At 56.0% G+C, this 16576-nt stretch carries 15 protein-coding genes and 1 pseudogene; 9 read left to right on the forward strand and 7 right to left on the reverse strand.

All coding sequences use genetic code 11. The features are described from left to right. Position 1 precedes the first annotated feature (1 nt). The 6 genes from ACYZT5_RS02250 to ACYZT5_RS02275 all read left to right on the forward strand — a co-directional run bounded on the left by ACYZT5_RS02250 (position 2) and on the right by ACYZT5_RS02275 (position 6747). On the forward strand, positions 2-937 hold the full coding sequence (locus ACYZT5_RS02250) for a DUF535 family protein (RefSeq protein ID WP_462049597.1): 936 nt from the start codon (positions 2-4) through the stop codon (positions 935-937). A gap of 75 nt (positions 938-1012) precedes the next feature. Beyond that, entirely contained in the window at positions 1013-2215 is a 1203-nt protein-coding gene (locus tag ACYZT5_RS02255; protein WP_462049598.1) for a glycosyltransferase, read from the forward strand. Beyond that, a complete protein-coding gene (locus tag ACYZT5_RS02260) occupies positions 2212-3399 on the forward strand; it encodes a glycosyltransferase family 2 protein (protein WP_462049599.1) in 1188 nt (395 codons plus the stop codon). The genes ACYZT5_RS02255 and ACYZT5_RS02260 overlap by 4 nt, the downstream gene beginning before the upstream one ends. Further along, positions 3399-4133, forward strand: coding sequence for a WecB/TagA/CpsF family glycosyltransferase (locus tag ACYZT5_RS02265; RefSeq protein WP_462049600.1), 735 nt, complete (start codon positions 3399-3401; stop codon positions 4131-4133). Before ACYZT5_RS02260 ends, ACYZT5_RS02265 begins: the two co-directional genes overlap by 1 nt. A 264-nt stretch (positions 4134-4397) precedes the next feature. Then, positions 4398-5540: a hypothetical protein gene (locus ACYZT5_RS02270; RefSeq protein ID WP_462049601.1), complete on the forward strand. Its 1143-nt coding sequence runs from the start codon at positions 4398-4400 to the stop codon at positions 5538-5540. Between the two features lie 85 nt (positions 5541-5625). Beyond that, positions 5626-6747 carry a glycosyltransferase 61 family protein gene (locus ACYZT5_RS02275; protein WP_462049602.1) on the forward strand — a complete coding sequence of 374 codons (1122 nt, stop codon included), beginning with the start codon at positions 5626-5628 and terminating at the stop codon, positions 6745-6747. Between the two features lie 58 nt (positions 6748-6805). Here the strand turns inward: ACYZT5_RS02275 and ACYZT5_RS02280 are convergent, their stop codons facing one another. Continuing rightward, positions 6806-8230: an undecaprenyl-phosphate glucose phosphotransferase gene (locus ACYZT5_RS02280; protein ID WP_462049603.1), complete on the reverse strand. Its 1425-nt coding sequence runs from the start codon at positions 8228-8230 to the stop codon at positions 6806-6808. Positions 8231-8583: 353 nt separating this feature from the next. Between ACYZT5_RS02280 and ACYZT5_RS02285 the strand changes: the two are divergent. Then, positions 8584-8700, forward strand: a pseudogene (locus tag ACYZT5_RS02285) (DUF6124 family protein); the annotation flags it as partial. Between the two features lie 125 nt (positions 8701-8825). Here ACYZT5_RS02285 and ACYZT5_RS02290 read toward each other — a convergent pair. From ACYZT5_RS02290 to ACYZT5_RS02310, 5 genes are all read right to left on the reverse strand, one after another. After that, on the reverse strand, positions 8826-10010 hold the full coding sequence (locus tag ACYZT5_RS02290; protein WP_462049604.1) for an acetyl-CoA C-acyltransferase family protein: 1185 nt from the start codon (positions 10008-10010) through the stop codon (positions 8826-8828). 340 nt (positions 10011-10350) lie between these two features. Continuing rightward, on the reverse strand, positions 10351-11757 hold the full coding sequence (locus tag ACYZT5_RS02295) for a heavy metal sensor histidine kinase (protein WP_462049605.1): 1407 nt from the start codon (positions 11755-11757) through the stop codon (positions 10351-10353). Continuing rightward, positions 11754-12425, reverse strand: a complete 672-nt coding sequence (locus ACYZT5_RS02300; protein ID WP_462049606.1) for a heavy metal response regulator transcription factor — start codon at positions 12423-12425, stop codon at positions 11754-11756. Before ACYZT5_RS02300 ends, ACYZT5_RS02295 begins: the two co-directional genes overlap by 4 nt. 131 nt (positions 12426-12556) lie before the next feature. Continuing rightward, the gene (locus ACYZT5_RS02305; protein ID WP_462049607.1) at positions 12557-12814 is read right to left on the reverse strand and encodes a DUF2790 domain-containing protein; all 258 of its coding nucleotides are present in this window, start codon (positions 12812-12814) and stop codon (positions 12557-12559) included. Positions 12815-12943: 129 nt separating this feature from the next. Continuing rightward, the gene (locus ACYZT5_RS02310; protein ID WP_462049608.1) at positions 12944-13714 is read right to left on the reverse strand and encodes an alpha/beta hydrolase; all 771 of its coding nucleotides are present in this window, start codon (positions 13712-13714) and stop codon (positions 12944-12946) included. 220 nt (positions 13715-13934) lie between these two features. Here ACYZT5_RS02310 and ACYZT5_RS02315 point away from each other — a divergent pair, with 220 nt between their 5' ends. Then, on the forward strand, positions 13935-14156 hold the full coding sequence (locus ACYZT5_RS02315) for a hypothetical protein (protein WP_462049609.1): 222 nt from the start codon (positions 13935-13937) through the stop codon (positions 14154-14156). Between the two features lie 17 nt (positions 14157-14173). Here the strand turns inward: ACYZT5_RS02315 and ACYZT5_RS02320 are convergent, their stop codons facing one another. Continuing rightward, positions 14174-15076, reverse strand: a complete 903-nt coding sequence (locus tag ACYZT5_RS02320) for a LysR substrate-binding domain-containing protein (RefSeq protein WP_462049610.1) — start codon at positions 15074-15076, stop codon at positions 14174-14176. A 149-nt stretch (positions 15077-15225) separates the two neighbouring features. Here ACYZT5_RS02320 and ACYZT5_RS02325 point away from each other — a divergent pair, with 149 nt between their 5' ends. After that, the gene (locus tag ACYZT5_RS02325; protein ID WP_462049611.1) at positions 15226-16527 is read left to right on the forward strand and encodes an NAD(P)/FAD-dependent oxidoreductase; all 1302 of its coding nucleotides are present in this window, start codon (positions 15226-15228) and stop codon (positions 16525-16527) included. The last annotated feature ends 49 nt before the right edge of the window (positions 16528-16576 follow it).

Below are 16576 nucleotides of genomic sequence, written 5' to 3' on the forward strand. Positions count from 1 at the left end.
TATGAATAATTGGGTGATATTAAAGAGCGTGTTTTTTTTACATGCCGGGTATTCTTTAAGCGCATTGAATAATAAATTTAAAATGCTGGTTTTAGTTGCAAAAAACTGGTCCGAACTAAAGTTGTTTTGCGGGCGGATGTCGAACGCCCTGGGTAAGTCCGGTGTTGAGAGGTTAGGCGGGGATTGTGTGGGCGTTGTTCATTGGCCATACATCAGTAGAAGCTGGAGCCCCAAGAATAAACTTAGTGTGTTGGCCTCGCATTACGAAGTGGTTACCAAAAGCTGTCCGCAGCTATTGCTGTTGGGGCGAAGTGACAGTTTGACGCTGAGTGATTTGTCGGAGTTTGCGGCTGGCTGTTCCCTGGTGCTGGACCGTCCGATATGGTTTATGCGTGAAGGGGAGCTGGTGCTGAACTTGTTTCAGGGTGACCTGCGCATTGCATCAATAGCATTCACCTTGTGTCGCACGGACACTGAGTTATGTATTTTTATCGGCGCCGTTCAAGGGATACATAAAGGCGTCGAGAGTGAACTGTCGTTGAGTATCTACAGGGACCTGACAAAAGACTTTGAAGGCCTTCGGCCAAGAAGCTTTCTGATCGAAGTTATTAAATACATTGCCATCAATATCGGTGTTGAAAAAATTTATGCGGTAGGGGATGGGTATCGCCACCACCGTCATCCGTATTTTGGCGCTCACAAAGCTCTAGAACTGGCGGCAAATTATGATGTGATCTGGTTAGAACATGGAGCGACTCCATCAGAGCGCGAAGATTTTTTTGAGATTCCCATGATTCTGTCCAGGAAGCCGCTCGACAGTATTGCTTCAAAAAAACGTGCCATGTACCGCAGGCGCTATGAGCTGCTGGATGACACCTTTAAAAAGATAGACAGCGTGTTGATAGGTAGTTATAGCTGCAGCCGTGTGGCTAGTTGACGTTCCTGATACCTGTACTACTGTGGGATTACTTGCAGTAATAATCCACCGCAACGACAACTAAGTCTGGTTCCTATGCGTATCGCTTATTTCATCAATCAATACCCCAAAGTCAGCCATAGCTTCATTCGTCGCGAGATTTTGGCGTTGGAACGTCAGGGGTTTGTCGTGCAGCGCATTGCTTTGCGTGGCTGGGATGCCGAATTGGTGGATGCCGAGGACGTGTCCGAACGCGATAAAACCCAGTATGTGCTGCAGGGCGGAGTCAAAGAGCTGTTAGTGCCTGTGCTTCAGGTACTGCGCGCCCAGCCGCGACGCTTTTTTTCGGCGCTGTGGCTGGCGCTACGCATGGGCCGGCGTGCCGATCGCCCCTGGCCCTATCATTTGGTGTATTTGTCCGAGGCGTGTTGCGTGCTGATGTGGTTGCAGGCGTTCGGTGCCGAGCATGTGCATGCGCATTTCGGCACCAACTCAACCGAGGTGGTGATGCTGGCCAATGTACTCGGTGGGCCGGCGTACAGTTTTACCGTGCACGGGCCGGAAGAGTTCGACAAACCTCAGTTTATTCATTTGGGCGAGAAAGTTCGGCGCGCGGCCTTTGTCGCTGCTATCAGTTCTTATGGGCGCAGCCAGCTGTTTCGCTGGGTGGCTCATGCCCACTGGGCAAGGGTAAAGGTGGTGCATTGTGGCCTGGAGCGCGCGTTTCACGATGTGCCGGCCGTTGCCGTGCCATCCACGCCGCGGTTGGTTTGTGTAGGTCGTTTGTGTGAGCAGAAGGGTCAGCTTTTGCTGCTTGAAGCCGCCCGCATCCTGGCAGCTCAAGACGTGGAGTTCGAAATAGTACTGGCCGGCGATGGAGAAATGCGCGCGGAAATCGAAACCCTGATTGCACGGCATGGCTTGCAGGCGCGGGTGCGAATTACCGGCTGGATCAGCAGCGATCAGGTGCGGGCGGAGATTCTTGCGGCGCGGGCCTTGGTGTTGCCGAGCTTCGCCGAGGGGTTGCCGGTGGTCATCATGGAAGCCATGGCGTTGCGCCGACCCGTACTGACGAGCTATGTGGCGGGCATTCCCGAGTTGGTGCGACAGGGTGAGAACGGTTGGTTATTTCCCGCTGGAGCTGTGGATGAGTTGGCGGCTGCGCTGGCGGACTGCCTCGCGCAACCTGTCGAGGTGTTGCAGCGGATGGGCGATGCGGCTTATCAGAGAGTGCTGGAGCGACACGACATCGATATCGAAGCGGCCAAGTTGGCTAATTTGTTTAGGGCGCAAGCATGATCACATTACTTAGTTGGCTGTTCAGCTCACTGCTGATACTCATCCTCCTGCCGGTGTTGGTGCTGTTTGTGCAGGTGCTGATGGCCTGCCTGCCTGCACGGTCGCGCTCGTCGGCGCAAGGATCGCGACCGCGGGTGGCGGTGTTGATACCGGCACACAATGAATCCTCGATCATCGTCGCGACGTTAAATAGCATTCGGCCGCAGTTGCTTTTGGGTGATCGCCTATTGGTGGTGGCGGATAACTGTTCTGACGACACGGCCGCGCTGGCCCGCACGGCGGGCTCCGAGGTGGTGGAGCGCAGCAATGATCAGCAGCGTGGCAAGGGTTATGCGCTGGACTGTGGGGTGCGTCATTTGGCGAGCGATGCGCCGGACGTCATGATTGTTGTCGATGCGGATTGCCAGGTGGCTGAGGGTTCTATTGAGCGTTTGGCAATCTGTTGCATCGACTCAGGGCGGCCAGCGCAAGCCCTTAATTTAATGCGTGCTCCAGCAGGTTCCGGGCTAAAAGTGCGGCTTGCCGAGTTTGCCTGGTGTGTGAAGAATCGGGTACGGCCGCAGGGTTGGACCCGGCTTGGTTTGCCCTGTCAGTTAATGGGCACGGGAATGGCTTTCGTCTGGCGGGATATGACGTTGATCAATTTGGCCAGTGGCCACATCGTTGAAGATTTGAAGATGGGCCTGGATTTATGCCGAAGCGGCAAGCCGCCTTTGTTTTGCCCCGATGCTCTGGTGACCAGTTATTTTCCGCGCAGCGATGAAGGCTTAACTACCCAGCGTACGCGCTGGGAACATGGTCATCTAGGGGTAATCCTTGGGGATACGCCAAAGTTGTTGGTGGAGTCGATTGGCCAGGGTAACTGGCGACTGCTGGCTATGACGCTGGATTTGCTGGTCCCTCCGTTGGCCTTATTGACGTTGGCCTTGGGGGCGGCATTGGGTCTGTCATGGTTGGTATTTATGCTGTCCGGAGCTTTGGCGCCAGCATTGATAGCTTCTTCCGGCGTGGCAATATTGGGTGTGACTATCTTGCTGGCATGGAGCCAATTTGGTCGCGGGATTATTTCTTTTTCAGCCTTGTTGTATGCGCCGTTCTACGCGCTGAAGAAGATCCCCCTGTATCTCAGGTTTTTGCTTAAGCGCCAGGTTGAATGGGTGCGTTCGAAGCGAGATGACACCTGATGCGCGCTTTACCTTGGTTGCACAACTGGCAAACGATTATCCAGAAACTGAGGGTGGTCAGTGATGTGGGTGATGAACAAGGATTGATTGATGCTTTATCCAGGACCGAGTCGACGACGGTGCTTGGATTCGTCAATGCCCATGCCATGAACCTGGTGGCGGGCAACACTGATTACCATAACGCGCTGTCGGCGGCTGACGTGTTATTACGGGATGGCTCCGGCATGGCCATCCTGTTTCGTCGACTCGGCTTAGAGCCGGGGCTAAATATGAATGGCACAGATTTTATCCCCAAATTACTGACAGCGTTCAAGGGCCGGCGCGTGGCTTTTTGGGGTACTGAAGAGCCCTTTCTAGCCAATGCGGTGCAGCGTAGCGAAGCGCTATTTGCGGTAAATATCGTCTCTGCTCACCATGGTTTTGCTGAGGTGGATGTCTACCTCAACCTTGCCCGGCAGTTGCAGCCAGAGTTGGTGGTGCTGGGGATGGGCATGCCCAAGCAAGAAGCCGTTGCTGCCAGGTTAGCCGTCAGCGGCGTGCCATGTCTGGTTGTGTGCGGAGGGGCAATTCTCGATTTTCTCGGCGGCAAAGTGACTCGTGCTCCGCAATGGGCGCGTCGTCTCGGTTGTGAGTGGGTGTTCAGGCTAATAGGTGAGCCGAAGCGATTATTCAGTCGCTATGTGGTGGGTAATCCGATGTTCTTGTTGCGCACGGTGATCTACAGGGATTCCTGACGTAACAGGTATTTGACGCCTGGCCGGCGCCATAAAAAACACGGCTGAAATATCTTGCAAAACTTCGGTGTAGCACCTTTACTCAGGTTGGAATTATCGACTTGACGGGTGTGTTCGGGGTTGTTTTCTTCATCAAGATTGGCGTCAACAAAATGGTGTCGAACAATCTGAAAATGTACTCAGCTGTCGAGCGCTCATTTCGAGTAGTTAGGTTATTGATTTGTAAACTCAAATGGCCCTTCCTTGAATTGTGCTAATAACCAAATGAAAAAATACATAGCAGCATTAATACGTAAGTTAATATCTCCTTCAATGCGATTTGAGCTAAGGAAAGCGATCGCCTGGCTGCGAGATATATTGGGAAGGGCATGTTTTTGGCGCTGGGAGATTGCCAGATTCAGACTGCAGGAAGACAGTACCTATGACATTCTCTATGTGGGCAGGAAAACACAGCGGGAATTTGTGAAGGTGCTACTGGGCGCTGAATCTAAAGCGGTTGATAGCCAGTTGAAGTTGGATAAGTCAGACCGGACAGTGTGGGTCAGTGAAATGCCGACCTTGGGTGCATTGTATGTGCCTCAATATTTGAGTGCTGTTGTTCCTCTGAGCAGGTCAATTGAGGATATTACGGCCAGATACAATACCGAGTTACGTCGAAATCTGCGCAAGAATAGGCTGCGCTATCGTATGAAACAGGCCTTGAACGATGACGAGATTGAAATCGCAGATCGGGAAATGCTTAAGCCCTATGCCAGCGCAAGGCATGGAGCAGCGGCCTCTCAAATTGAATCGCATGAAGTTCAAAGGGTGGCAAAAAACGTCGGGCGGCTCGATCTAGTACTGCTGGAGGATGAAATTGTTGCATGTCATCTTGGGTGCGTCATTACCCGGGCAGGAAAACGCTACTGGAGCACGGTCCGTTTCGGCTATCCCGATGTTGTATTTTCAGATGCTAAGAAGTTACGTGAAGTTAACTCAATTACCACGTTCATGGCACTTGAGTGGGCGATAGAAAATGGTTTTGACTATTATGATATCGGAACTTGCCTGGCACGCCCGGACGATGGACTTCTCGAGTGGAAAAGACGGCGTGGCGGAGATGTCGATACACTTGGAAACTACGGCTATTTATTTGTTCGATTGCCTAAGGTGGGCGCAGCGCAATTTCTTTGGGAGACACCTCTATTTGCTGTCGAAGGCAAAAAGCTGACACTTCATCTTGGGTTGCCGGACGGGCCGAGTGATGAGGAGGTCGCGGGTCGATATCGTGAAATGGGTTTTGGTGGACTATTCAAAATATATCTTCATTGTTCCAGAAAACCGGAAGAGGTGCTTCTCGACACCTTGCGCAGCCGCTACGCTCATCTGACATTACCCCCTGTCCTGGAAACTATTGTATCCACCTGAATAGGTTGCTGATTTAAAGAAGTACGGTTTACGTGTTTGGCCGAGAACGCTGTTTCTGTGTAACCACATTACGATGGAGGTGCATGTGTCGGAATTTAATGCATTGACGAGTGGCGGCCAATCAAAGTGGAGCCTTGCTGCGTATAAACACATTCTTAAAACACGACTGATACGGAAACCGTCGTTAACGCTGCAAAGCCTAGCCGTGAAAACCTGGGAAATTGCTCCAAGCGAAATCTCCATCGCTCCGCCCGCTTTTTTCCTTCCCAATCAGCTCGAACGTGTAACGGGATGGGCAGGGGAGCTTTTTTATCCTTACGAGCACCCCCGTCGCACAATGGAAGGAGTCGGCAGTGTTGAACATGGACCAACACGGGGCTACCTGCTTAAAGATGTCTGGTTAATTGATAGCGCTCTTTACAAAGGTAATGCCAAAGCTTCGTTGTCGCCTAGATCTGGATGGTTACCAAAGATTCGCGTAGAAAACGAAATTGATCGCGGTGCGATGTATTGTACGGCGGGAGGGAATAAATGGTTTGGCTCGTGGTTAATGGATGATTGTATAACCTATCCAATAGCCTGCAACGAAGGCGTTCCGGTGACGACGGCACTGGCTGCCAACCTTGTGTCCACCGTCACGACCGGCATACTTCACGCCCCCGCCTATGAGGACTGGCTTGGTATGACGCCGGTTCGTTTACGTGATGCATTTTTTCGTGAACTCGTGATCTTTGACGATCTAAGTCAAAATCGACATAAGCACCTGCGTTTTCGTGCGATGGGTGAAAAGTTGCTCTCACATGTAAAAGTTTGCGATCACCCAGGCGTGTTCATTCTGCGAGGTGGTACAGGTGAGTTACGATTATTACGCAATGAAATGGAACTTGCAGAACGTCTTCGTGACCGCAGAGGTTTTCGCATTATCGATCCTGCGAAATCCGATGTTCCGACTATCGTGGCGGCCTGTGCCGGGGCAAGAACCGTGGTAGGGATTGAGGGGAGTCATCTTATACACGGCGTTAATGTGCTCCAGCCAGGTGGTTCACTGCTGGTGTTGCAGCCCCCTAATCGTTTCCTCTGTTTTTTCAAGTATCTAACGGATCGCGATCACCAAAATTTTGGTTTTGTGGTCGGTACGCAAGAGGGCAATGGCTTTAGTGTCGATCCCGATGAGGTTGAGCGTACGCTAGATCTATTTCCGTCATGACAGCTATTGAATTCATTCCGGGACAGCATGTCACCCCGGTGTTCTGGGGAATGTCGGGCTAGTAAGCATGCTTGCCGGAGAAGGCAAACACAGTCCGTACAAGAATGACGAAATCGAGCCACAGCGACCAGTTGTTGATGTATTCAATGTCCGAGTCAACACGCCGGATCATCTGCTCTATATCCCTCGTTTCACCACGATAGCCACGTACCTGAGCCAGGCCGGTGATGCCGGGTTTAATGTTGTGACGCGCAAAGTAGCCCGAGACGTCGGGCGAGTACTGCACATCGTGTTGAATAGCGTGCGGGCGAGGCCCCACCAGAGACATTTCCCCCATCAAAACGTTGAATAACTGCGGTAGTTCATCCAGGCTGGTTCGCCGAATAAAGGCTCCCACCCTGGTCACGCGCGGATCATTCTTTTGCGCCTGCTTGACGGTGCCGTCTTCCGGCTGTTGGACGACCATGCTTCTAAACTTCCAGATCCGAAAAGCTTCCCCACTCCACCCCATGCGCTGCTGACGAAAGAACACGGGCCCGGGGCTATCGAGTTTGATGGCAATGGTGACTGCTAGCAGGAATGGCGTCGCCAGAACCAAAATGAGAAAGGCCAGGACTTTGTCCTCAAGATTCTTCAGAAACAGACGCATCCCCATCAGCGGAGTTTCAGACAAGGTCAGCACGGGAATGCCGGCAATTTCGCGAACACTGTGGTTGATCAGGCGCAACGAGAAAATGTCAGGCACCCAGTTAACAGAGATGTGTTTATCGAACAGCCTTAAATAAACATCCTGGATAACCTCTGAACCACCCAGAGGGGTCACAAAATAGACGGTACGAATGGCGTGTTTGATGACTAACTCATCAAGGTCGGAGATATCACCCAGTATCGCCAGACGTTGCGCGCCTTCCACAACTTCCTTTCCTCGATCATCGTCCGCGCCAATCAATACACACCCGACGATACGTTCGCCTAGCCAGGGATTATTGCTTATTTTCTTGTGAAGATAGTTGGCCAGCTCGCCCGAGCCAATGATGAGCGAATTTTCCAATTGCGTCGGGTGGGCCAAAAACTTCTTCTGCATTTCGCGTGTTGCCAAGTGCAAAAGCAGCTGAGCAAAATATCCAATAACAAATAACTCCCCAACCAACAAACGCGAGTAGTGTTCGCTTTGTTTAGTAAGAAAGGCCATGGCAACGAGAAAACCAAAGGTCGCAGTCCACGCCTTTAAAAGCTTGAAAGCCTTGACGGTAAATCCGACATTACTGCGGTAAATAGCGTAGTGGTCGTACACGACGGCCAACGCCCCAAGCAGCAACAGGAGCAGGATGACGTAGTCCTGCGTGATAAAGCCGATATGATAATTGATCAAAAACCACGCGACACCGGTCACCGCAACGCAATCGAGACCTGCCTGAATGACGATACTGGTACTGCTTCTTCGCTGGAGTACGGAACGGGTACTGTTGGGCTCAAAAATCATTTTCAGACCTCATTTGCTTTCCCTCGCACTCAATGATGACGAGAATCAGTTCAAATTGCCCACGCTTGATACCGTTAGCGTCACCGGCAAGCTACTCATACTTGTGATAAGCCCCTCACCATCGAAATTAGCAGACTTGGGAGAACATGTGACGCGTGCTATCACTTTAGCACCACTGCACAATCATTCACTGAATCGAAACGGTTTCATTCAACCTTCTGCGCAACATCAAGCTGATGGGGCTTGACGCCTGGGTTCAAGACCGTCGCTAACGCTTGAAAAGACAATGGCAAGGCCCACCGCGGCGTCTACCGTCAGTGCTCTGTCAGTCGTCGGGATTGTTCGGAGAGAGGCTGATGGATCATACGGAGGGGCCGAGTCGCAATACCCTGTTGGGTATTGCGCAAATCATCATGCTGGCGGAGCTGGCGGTGAACCGGACGCTGGATAACATCGAACTAACCGAGTAGCCACGGCCCGTGGGAGTGCGGTCATTGAGGCTTATACCGAGCTGAAATCGGTGTGCATGCACACTGATTCCATCGCGGTGAAACGAAACGGCGCCCGCAATGGGCGCCGTCAGCGTTTTGGCCGATCAGACGCGTTCGAACAACACGGCGATGCCCTGGCCGCCGCCGATGCACATGGTCGCCAGGGCATAACGGCCCTGAACACGGTGCAGCTCATGAATGGCCTTGGTGGCGATAATCGCGCCGGTAGCACCCACCGGATGCCCCAGCGAAATCCCCGAACCATTGGGATTGACCTTCTCCGGGTCGAAGCCCAGTTCCTGCGCCACGGCACACGCCTGGGCAGCGAATGCTTCGTTGGACTCGATGACATCCAGGTCGGCAACCGTCAGACCCGCGCGTTTAAGTACCAGCCGGGTGGCCGGAATCGGGCCCAGTCCCATCAGTTCCGGCTCAACACCGGCGTGGGCGTAACCGACCAGTCGGGCGATGGGCTTGAGGCCTTGGTCGCGAACCATTTGACCTGTGGCCATGATCAGTGCTCCGGCACCATCATTGAGACCGGACGCGTTGCCGGCGGTGACGCTGCCGTCTTTTTTGAAAGCCGGTTTCATCTTGCCCAATTGCTCGGCATTGACGTCGGCGCGGACATGCTCGTCCGTGGCAAACGTCACCGTACCTTTGCGGGACGCCACTTCGATCGGCACGATCTGGTCAGTGAATCGGCCTTCGGCAATCGCCCGGGCCGCCCGTTGCTGGCTGAGCAGCGCCAACTCATCCTGAGCCTGACGAGTGATGCCATAGCGCTCGGCGATGTTTTCCGCAGTAATGCCCATGTGGAAACCGCCAAACGGGTCTTGCAGAGCGCCGAGCACGTAGTCGATGGCTTGCATATCACCCATGCGTGCGCCCCAGCGCGCCTGCGGCAAGATATAGGCCCCGCGGCTCATGGATTCGACGCCGCCCGCCAGCGCAGCGCCGGCATCCCCCAACATCAAACTTTGCGCGGCGCTGACAATCGCCTGCAGACCCGAACCGCAGAGGCGGTTGACGTTGAAGGCGGGCGTCTCTTTCGGCAGGCCGGCATTCATCGCCACGGCACGAGAGATGTAGGCGTCACGTGCTTCCGTCGGGATCACATGACCCATCACCGCGTGACCGATGTGTTCAGGTGCCAGCCCTGAACGTTCAATGGCGGCACGGCAAACGTCAGTCGCCAATTGAATGGGCGGCACATCTTTGAGCGAACCGCCAAAGCTGCCGATGGCCGAGCGGACGGCGCTGATAACAAAAATGTCGGATGGGTTCATGCGTGTTCCCCTGGATTCGATTGCGTTTCAGTATTTTTATTGGGGGCGAGTCTAGAGTCGGCAACGTTATTGGCCTATGCCGAAACTGCTCAAGGGCGCTGGTGTTTTTTGCCATTTCAATTGAAGTAGATATTAGATCCACTTGAACAGATCGAAAGCGCAGAAAAGGTAAAAAAACCGGAGCGCTCTGATCGTTCCCACGCTCTGCGTGGGAATGCATCCCGTGACGCTCTGCGTCACCCATGCGCAGGACTCAAGCCTTGCGGCGATAGCGGGACGCGGAGCGTCCCCGGCGGCATTCCCACGCGGAGCGTGGGAACGATCAGTAGGTGCCGGGACATTATTCGTCCTGTTGCCGCGCCGGAAAAAACAGCTCGAAGCACGTGATGCCGTCAGCACTGCTGACGCTGTAAGCCCCGTTGTGCAGTTGCATGATTGTCGCCACGATCGACAGGCCCAGGCCATTGGAGTGGGCCGAGCGTTCGCGGGATTCGTCAACGCGGTAGAAGCGCTCGAACAGCCTGGGAAGATGTTCCGCCGGGATGGTCTGGCCGTGATTGCGCACCTGCAGGCGGATGCCATCGGCCGAGGGTGTGGCGCGGATGAATAGCTCGGAGTGGGGCGCCCCGTATTTGATGGCGTTGGCGCAAAGGTTGGCCAAGGCCCGGCGCAGCAACATCGGTTCGGCCCAAATGACTCCACTGCCCTGAGCATCAATGCTGATCCCGACATCCGCCGCCGGACCTTCGAAATAGTCGGCCATACGTTCCATTTCGTCGGCCGCATCCAGTTCTTGGCGTTGGCGCAAGGCACTGGACGGGTCGGTGCGGGCCAGAAACAACATGTTGTCGAGCATCCGGGCCAGGCGCTCCAACTCCTCGACATTGGAGGCGAGCAATTGCTGATAGGCTTCGATGCTGCGGTTCTGTTGCAGGGCGACCTGGGTTTCGCCGAGCAGGTTGTTGATCGGCGTGCGCAGTTCATGGGCCATGTCGGTCGACACCTGACCCAGTTGCACGAAGCCCTTGCCCAGGCGATCGAGCATCGCATTGAACGCCTCGATCATCGGCAGCAGTTCCCGTGGTGCGCCCTGGCTGTCGAGACGCTCGGTGAGATTGCCGACGCCGATGCCTTGGGCGTGTCGGGCAAGGCGTCGCACGGGCAGGAGCCCGCGATGAACCAGCAGATAGCCGGACAGCGCCAGCAAAATCGCCGCCACGCTGGCGAAGAGGTACACGTTGAGGCGGTAGCTGGCGAGGACGGCGGTGCGCTCGGTCATCAGGCGCCCGGTGACCACTTGCAGGCTACCCAGATCGCCGGAGTCGATAGTCGCCGCCAACGCCGCGAACGGCACGCCATCCACACTCGGGTAATGCTGCACGTCGGCCAGCGTCAACGGATGGTCCATGGCCACCGGCGATAGCGACGGCACGGCGAGGTTCCCCGGGTTGACCACCAACAAGGGTTTTTGTCCGGGGGCGCCGATGGTCAGCAAGGCCTCGCGGTTGCCGAGCATGTTCTGGAACAGCGCCGGTTTGGTCTTGATCAGGTCCAGGGTGTTGCTGTCGTTGAGGAAGGTGCGCAGTTGATCAATGCGGTTGACCAGCGCGGCGTCGTCGCGACGGATCAGCTCGCGTTCCAGGTCCCGGGACAGCGCCACGCCCAGGAGGGTCAGCGAAACAAAGGCCAGCAAGGCAAATACCAGTGCCAGGCGCAGGGTTAATGAGTGGCGAAGGCGGGAGGTCATGGTTGCGTATCGAAGCGGTAGCCGATACCGCGCACGCTGTGAATCAATTTGAGTTGGAAAGGGTCGTCGATTTTCAGGCGTAACCGCCGCACCGCGACATCCACGACGTTGGTGTCACTGTCGAAATTCATGTCCCAGACTCGCGACGCGATCATCGAGCGCGACAAGACCTGGCCTTGGTGAGTAGCGAACAGGTGGAGGAGGGCGAACTCTTTGTTGGTCAGGGTGATCCGCACGCCGGCGCGGGTGATACGGCGTTTGAGTACGTCGATTTGCAGGTCGTCGACTTGCAGTTGTTCTTCTTCGCGGGTGGGACCGCGACGGGTCAGGGTGCGCAGGCGTGCCACCAGTTCGGCGAAGGAAAACGGTTTGATCAGGTAATCGTCGGCGCCCAGTTCCAGGCCCTTGATGCGGTCGGCGATGTCATCGCGGGCCGTGAGAAACAGCACCGGGGTGTCGGCTTCCTTGCGCAAGCGGCGCAGGACTTCCCAGCCATCCATTTTCGGCATCATGACGTCCAGCACAATGACGTCGAAATCGTTCTCCAGGGCCAGGTGCAAGCCATCGACGCCATCGCGCGCCAGGCTGACGGAGTACCCGAGTTCCTGCAGGCCGTTGAGCAGGTAATTGCCTGCTTTGGGTTCGTCTTCGACTACGAGGATGTTCATGGGGATCTGCCAGGTTCAGGTGTCAGCAACATTCGGGATTCGGGATTCGGGATTCGGGGTACGGAGGCGGGCTACAGGGGCGAGACTTTGGCGCCAGTGTAGCCCGATCCTCTGTGAGTACAGGCGTCTGATCAATTATCACCAATGCAACCCATGCCCTGGACCTGGTAATCCAGCACGTGCTTGCGACCCTGATGGTCGAGATAAATGAGCTGCGCGGGGACGATGCCGCATTCTTGCGTGATGATATTGCTGGACAGGTCTTTGGCGATATCCAGGTTGACGAAGAAACCGGTCTTGTCGTGGATGACAGGTTCGGTGGTCTGGGTATCGGCAAACGCAAAACCCGTGGCGAGGAGAGCAGCAAAACCGAGGATTAACATTTTCATGATGATTCCCTCTATTCAGGGGCGGGTGGGCTGCCGATGGGTTGCCTGGCAGTGAATTCAGGTTAACCAGGCGATCCGGACAGCCGACCCACAGTTGAATGACAATTTTGTAATGAAACGGCGTCGGCGTTACGGTTGGCGACCGGCGGCTTCGAGGATCAGGTCAGCGATTTCCTTGGAGTGGGAGACCAGGGACAGGTGGCTCGACGGCAGCTCGACGGTGGTCGCGCCCATGCGCTTGGCGAGGAAGCGTTCCAGGTCCGGGTTGATGGTCTGGTCGAGGCTGGAGACCGCGTACCAGGACGGCTTGGTGTGCCAGGCCGCGGTGGTGGTGCGGTCGGTGAACAGGGTTTTGGCGATGGGTTGTTGGACGGCGAACAGTTCCATCGCCTTGTCGTGGGGCACGTCACTGGCGAAGTACTTGAGGAAGGCGTCTTGCTTCAGGCTGATGAAACCATCGTGTTCCTCGGTGCCGGCGCGCACGGGCATGGTCGGGTATTTGGCCGACAGCGCAACGAAGTCCTCGCCTGCGTCCGGTGCCCGGGCCGCGACGTAAACCAGTGAGCTGACTTTCGGATTGACCCCGGCTTCACTGACCACAGTGCCGGCGTAGGAGTGGCCGACCAGCACGGTCGGGCCGTCTTGTTGATCGAGTACGCGTTGGGTGGCGGCGACGTCGTCGGCGACCGAGGTCAACGGGTTTTGCACGGCCGTGACGTGCAAACCGGCGGCCTGCAACCGGGTGATCACGTCCGACCAGCTGGAGCCATCGGCCCAGGAACCGTGCACCAGCACGACGTTGTTGGCCTTGACCGGCGCGATGTTGCTGGCCATGGCGGAACCGGTGCTCAGCATTAACAGGCTGGCGGCGATCAGGCAGAGTTTGCTCATTGCTTTCATGGTGTCGACCCTTGTCATCATCAGTGGGAGGTGTGTCACCCGCTGTGGGTGACTGACGACGCCACTGTATGAAGTGAGGGTGCTGGCTACGCTGACAACTCAATGACAAGTTTGTAATGCACGGCTCGCCTGCCTGTTTGCATGACTGCCGTATGTCGGGAGCGAGGAACGGCTACCCATGAAAAACTTCTAAACGAAGACTGTCTTTGGGAGTTTGAGCATGAGTGATGATCAAAAGAGGGACGCCCTGGCGGCCTGGTATCAGCTCCTGAAAGAGCCCGAAATCCGCATGGATGCTGAAGAGCAGTACGACGAACTGCTCAAGGCTGCCGATGAGATGGAGCGCACCGGACTCATCAACAGCGTTGAATGGCGCAAGCTGGTTCAAGCGGCGAGCGCTGCTTTTGCCAATGCGACAGAAGGGTTGGGGCGCGGAACCTAGTGGTCAAACCCTAGGGGTCAAACTTCGCCTGCTTGCTGTTCGGCCTGTTGTGCGAACCATTGCGTGATCAGCGAGCAGGCTGGATGAGAGGCGGCGGAAGGTTGCAGGTTCAAGGCGTAAATGCCCCGGGTCTTCAAGGGGTCGCCGAACGGAACGACGAGCACGCCTCGTTCGATTGATTCCCCTGCCAGGGTCAGGTCAGTCATGGCGACGCCCAGCCCTCGCGCCGCGGCATCGAGCGCCAACTCGTCGAGGTTGAAGGGGATGTGGCGGTAGTCCTCGAGTGACTTGCCGCCATTGGCTGACAGCCACTGGACCCAGTCATGCTTGTCCGCCGAGCGGTGCAGCAGCGGGAAACGCACGAGGTCTGCCACCGACTCCAATGGCTGGGTCGTGTTGCCGAGGCCAGGGGCGCACACCGGCACCAGCGCTTCCTCGAACAAGGTCAGGCAGTCAGGATCGCGGGACGGCTCCGGCAGATAGAGGATGTAGGCGTCGCTGTCGATGGCCGGCTCCACCACTTCCGTGGCCACGGTTTCGATCGACAGCGAAACCTCCGGATGACTTCGATAGAACTCGCTCAACTTTGGCAGCAACCATCGAACCGCCAGCGACACATGCATGCGTATCCGAAAGGGGCGTTTCTGCGGTGCCAGCCGATCTTCAAGTGCTTTCAGTTGCGCCAGGATACTTCGGGCGGCCCCAAGCACCTGTTCGCCTTCCGGTGTCAGTCGAACACTGCGGCTATTCCTCACGAACATCGGCAGGTCGAAGTGGCTCTCCAGTTGCTGGATTTTTCGGCTCACTGCGCTTTGGGTCAGGCACAGCTTTTGCGCCGCTTGCGTGAAGCTGCCCGAGCCTGCGACCTCGACCAGCGCCTGCAAGGCTTGGAGAGAGGGAACGTGGTGAATTTTATCCATGCGTTTTTTGAATAGCTCGATGATTTTATAACGTTGGTTGTATCACTACAGGCCTTATAGATTCTAGCTCTAGCCAGCGCCAGCCGGAAATACTCATGCGATGACGTCATGTGCGGTGCTTGTAGAACGACAGTCGAATGAGGTGATGCATGACCAATGTATGTGGCTGGATTGCGCAGGCGGGGAGTTCACCCGCTCGCGATGCTCTCAAAGGCACGCAAAAAGCCGATTGGCTGATTGTCGGTGCCGGTATCACCGGGCTGTGCGCCGCTCACACGCTCGCTGAAATGCACCCTCAGGCGCGGATCGTGATTGTCGACAGACAACGGGCTGCACAGGGGGCTTCGGCGCGCAATTCAGGCTTCGTGGTGGGTCACGAACATCCGGTCAAGGATGAACTGATCGGCAACCCGGGGTTTGCCGGTTTTGAAGTCGATACCTCGATTTCCCGTGCCGCCAGTGACGAAGTGCGCCGACGCATCGCTCGTCTCGGCATCGAGTGCGAATTCAGGGAATCCGGCTACTTCTTCGCCGTCAACGATCCTGGCAAGTTGACCGATGTCGCGGCCAAACTGGCAACGCTACGCGCTGTCGGCGCCTCTGCGCACTTTCTGGAAGGTGAGCCGCTGAGCAAAAAACTCGGCACCGCGCATTACCGGGCGGCGATCTGGTGCGGCAATGGCAACGCACTGCTGCAACCCGCGAAATACGTGAAGGGCCTGCTGGATACGCTGCCGGACACGGTGACCCTGTTTGAGAACACTGATATCACCGGCCTGGAGCGTTTGGGTAAAGGGCGTATTCGCGCCAATGGCATCGATGGAAGCATTGAGGCCAGGCAAGTCCTGGTTTGCCTGAACGCGTTCATCCCGCGCTCAGGGATAGAGGACAGCGGGACGTTCCCGATGGAACTCAGCGCCAGCCTCACACGACCACTCAGCAACGCGGAGTTCAAGTCCATCGGCGCCGTTGAGCCTTGGGGCGTGCTGTCCACCCGGCCACTGGGCGCCACGGTGCGATTGACCCCGGATCGCCGCGTGATGATCCGCAACACGGCGGAATACCGTTCTCGGGATTTATCCGACAGTGAGCTTCTGCACCGTCGCAAACACCATGTGCTCGGCTTGCAACGCCGTTTCCCGTGGTTGACCGAGCAGGACATTCAATACACCTGGACCGGACACTTGAGCGCTTCGCGAACCGGGCAACCGTATTTTGCCAAGGTCGACGAAGGTGTGTTTGCGGTAGCCGGCTGCAATGGTTCGGGCGTTGCACGCGGCACCCTTTGGGGCCGTTTGCTCGCCGAACTGGCGTCGGGTGCCAGCTCGCCCATCCTCGAATCAGTGATGCGCAGGGCTCAGCCGGGCTGGCTGCCGCCGCGTCTCTTGCTCGATATCGGTGCCATGCTTCGAATGCGCGTGGAGGCGGTCAGGGCCAAAACAGAAATCTAGAAAACCCGGCGATCAAAAAAATAAAAACTCATCAAACACACGGTGATTG

The sequence above is a fragment of the Pseudomonas sp. LB3P14 genome (genome assembly GCF_054898045.1).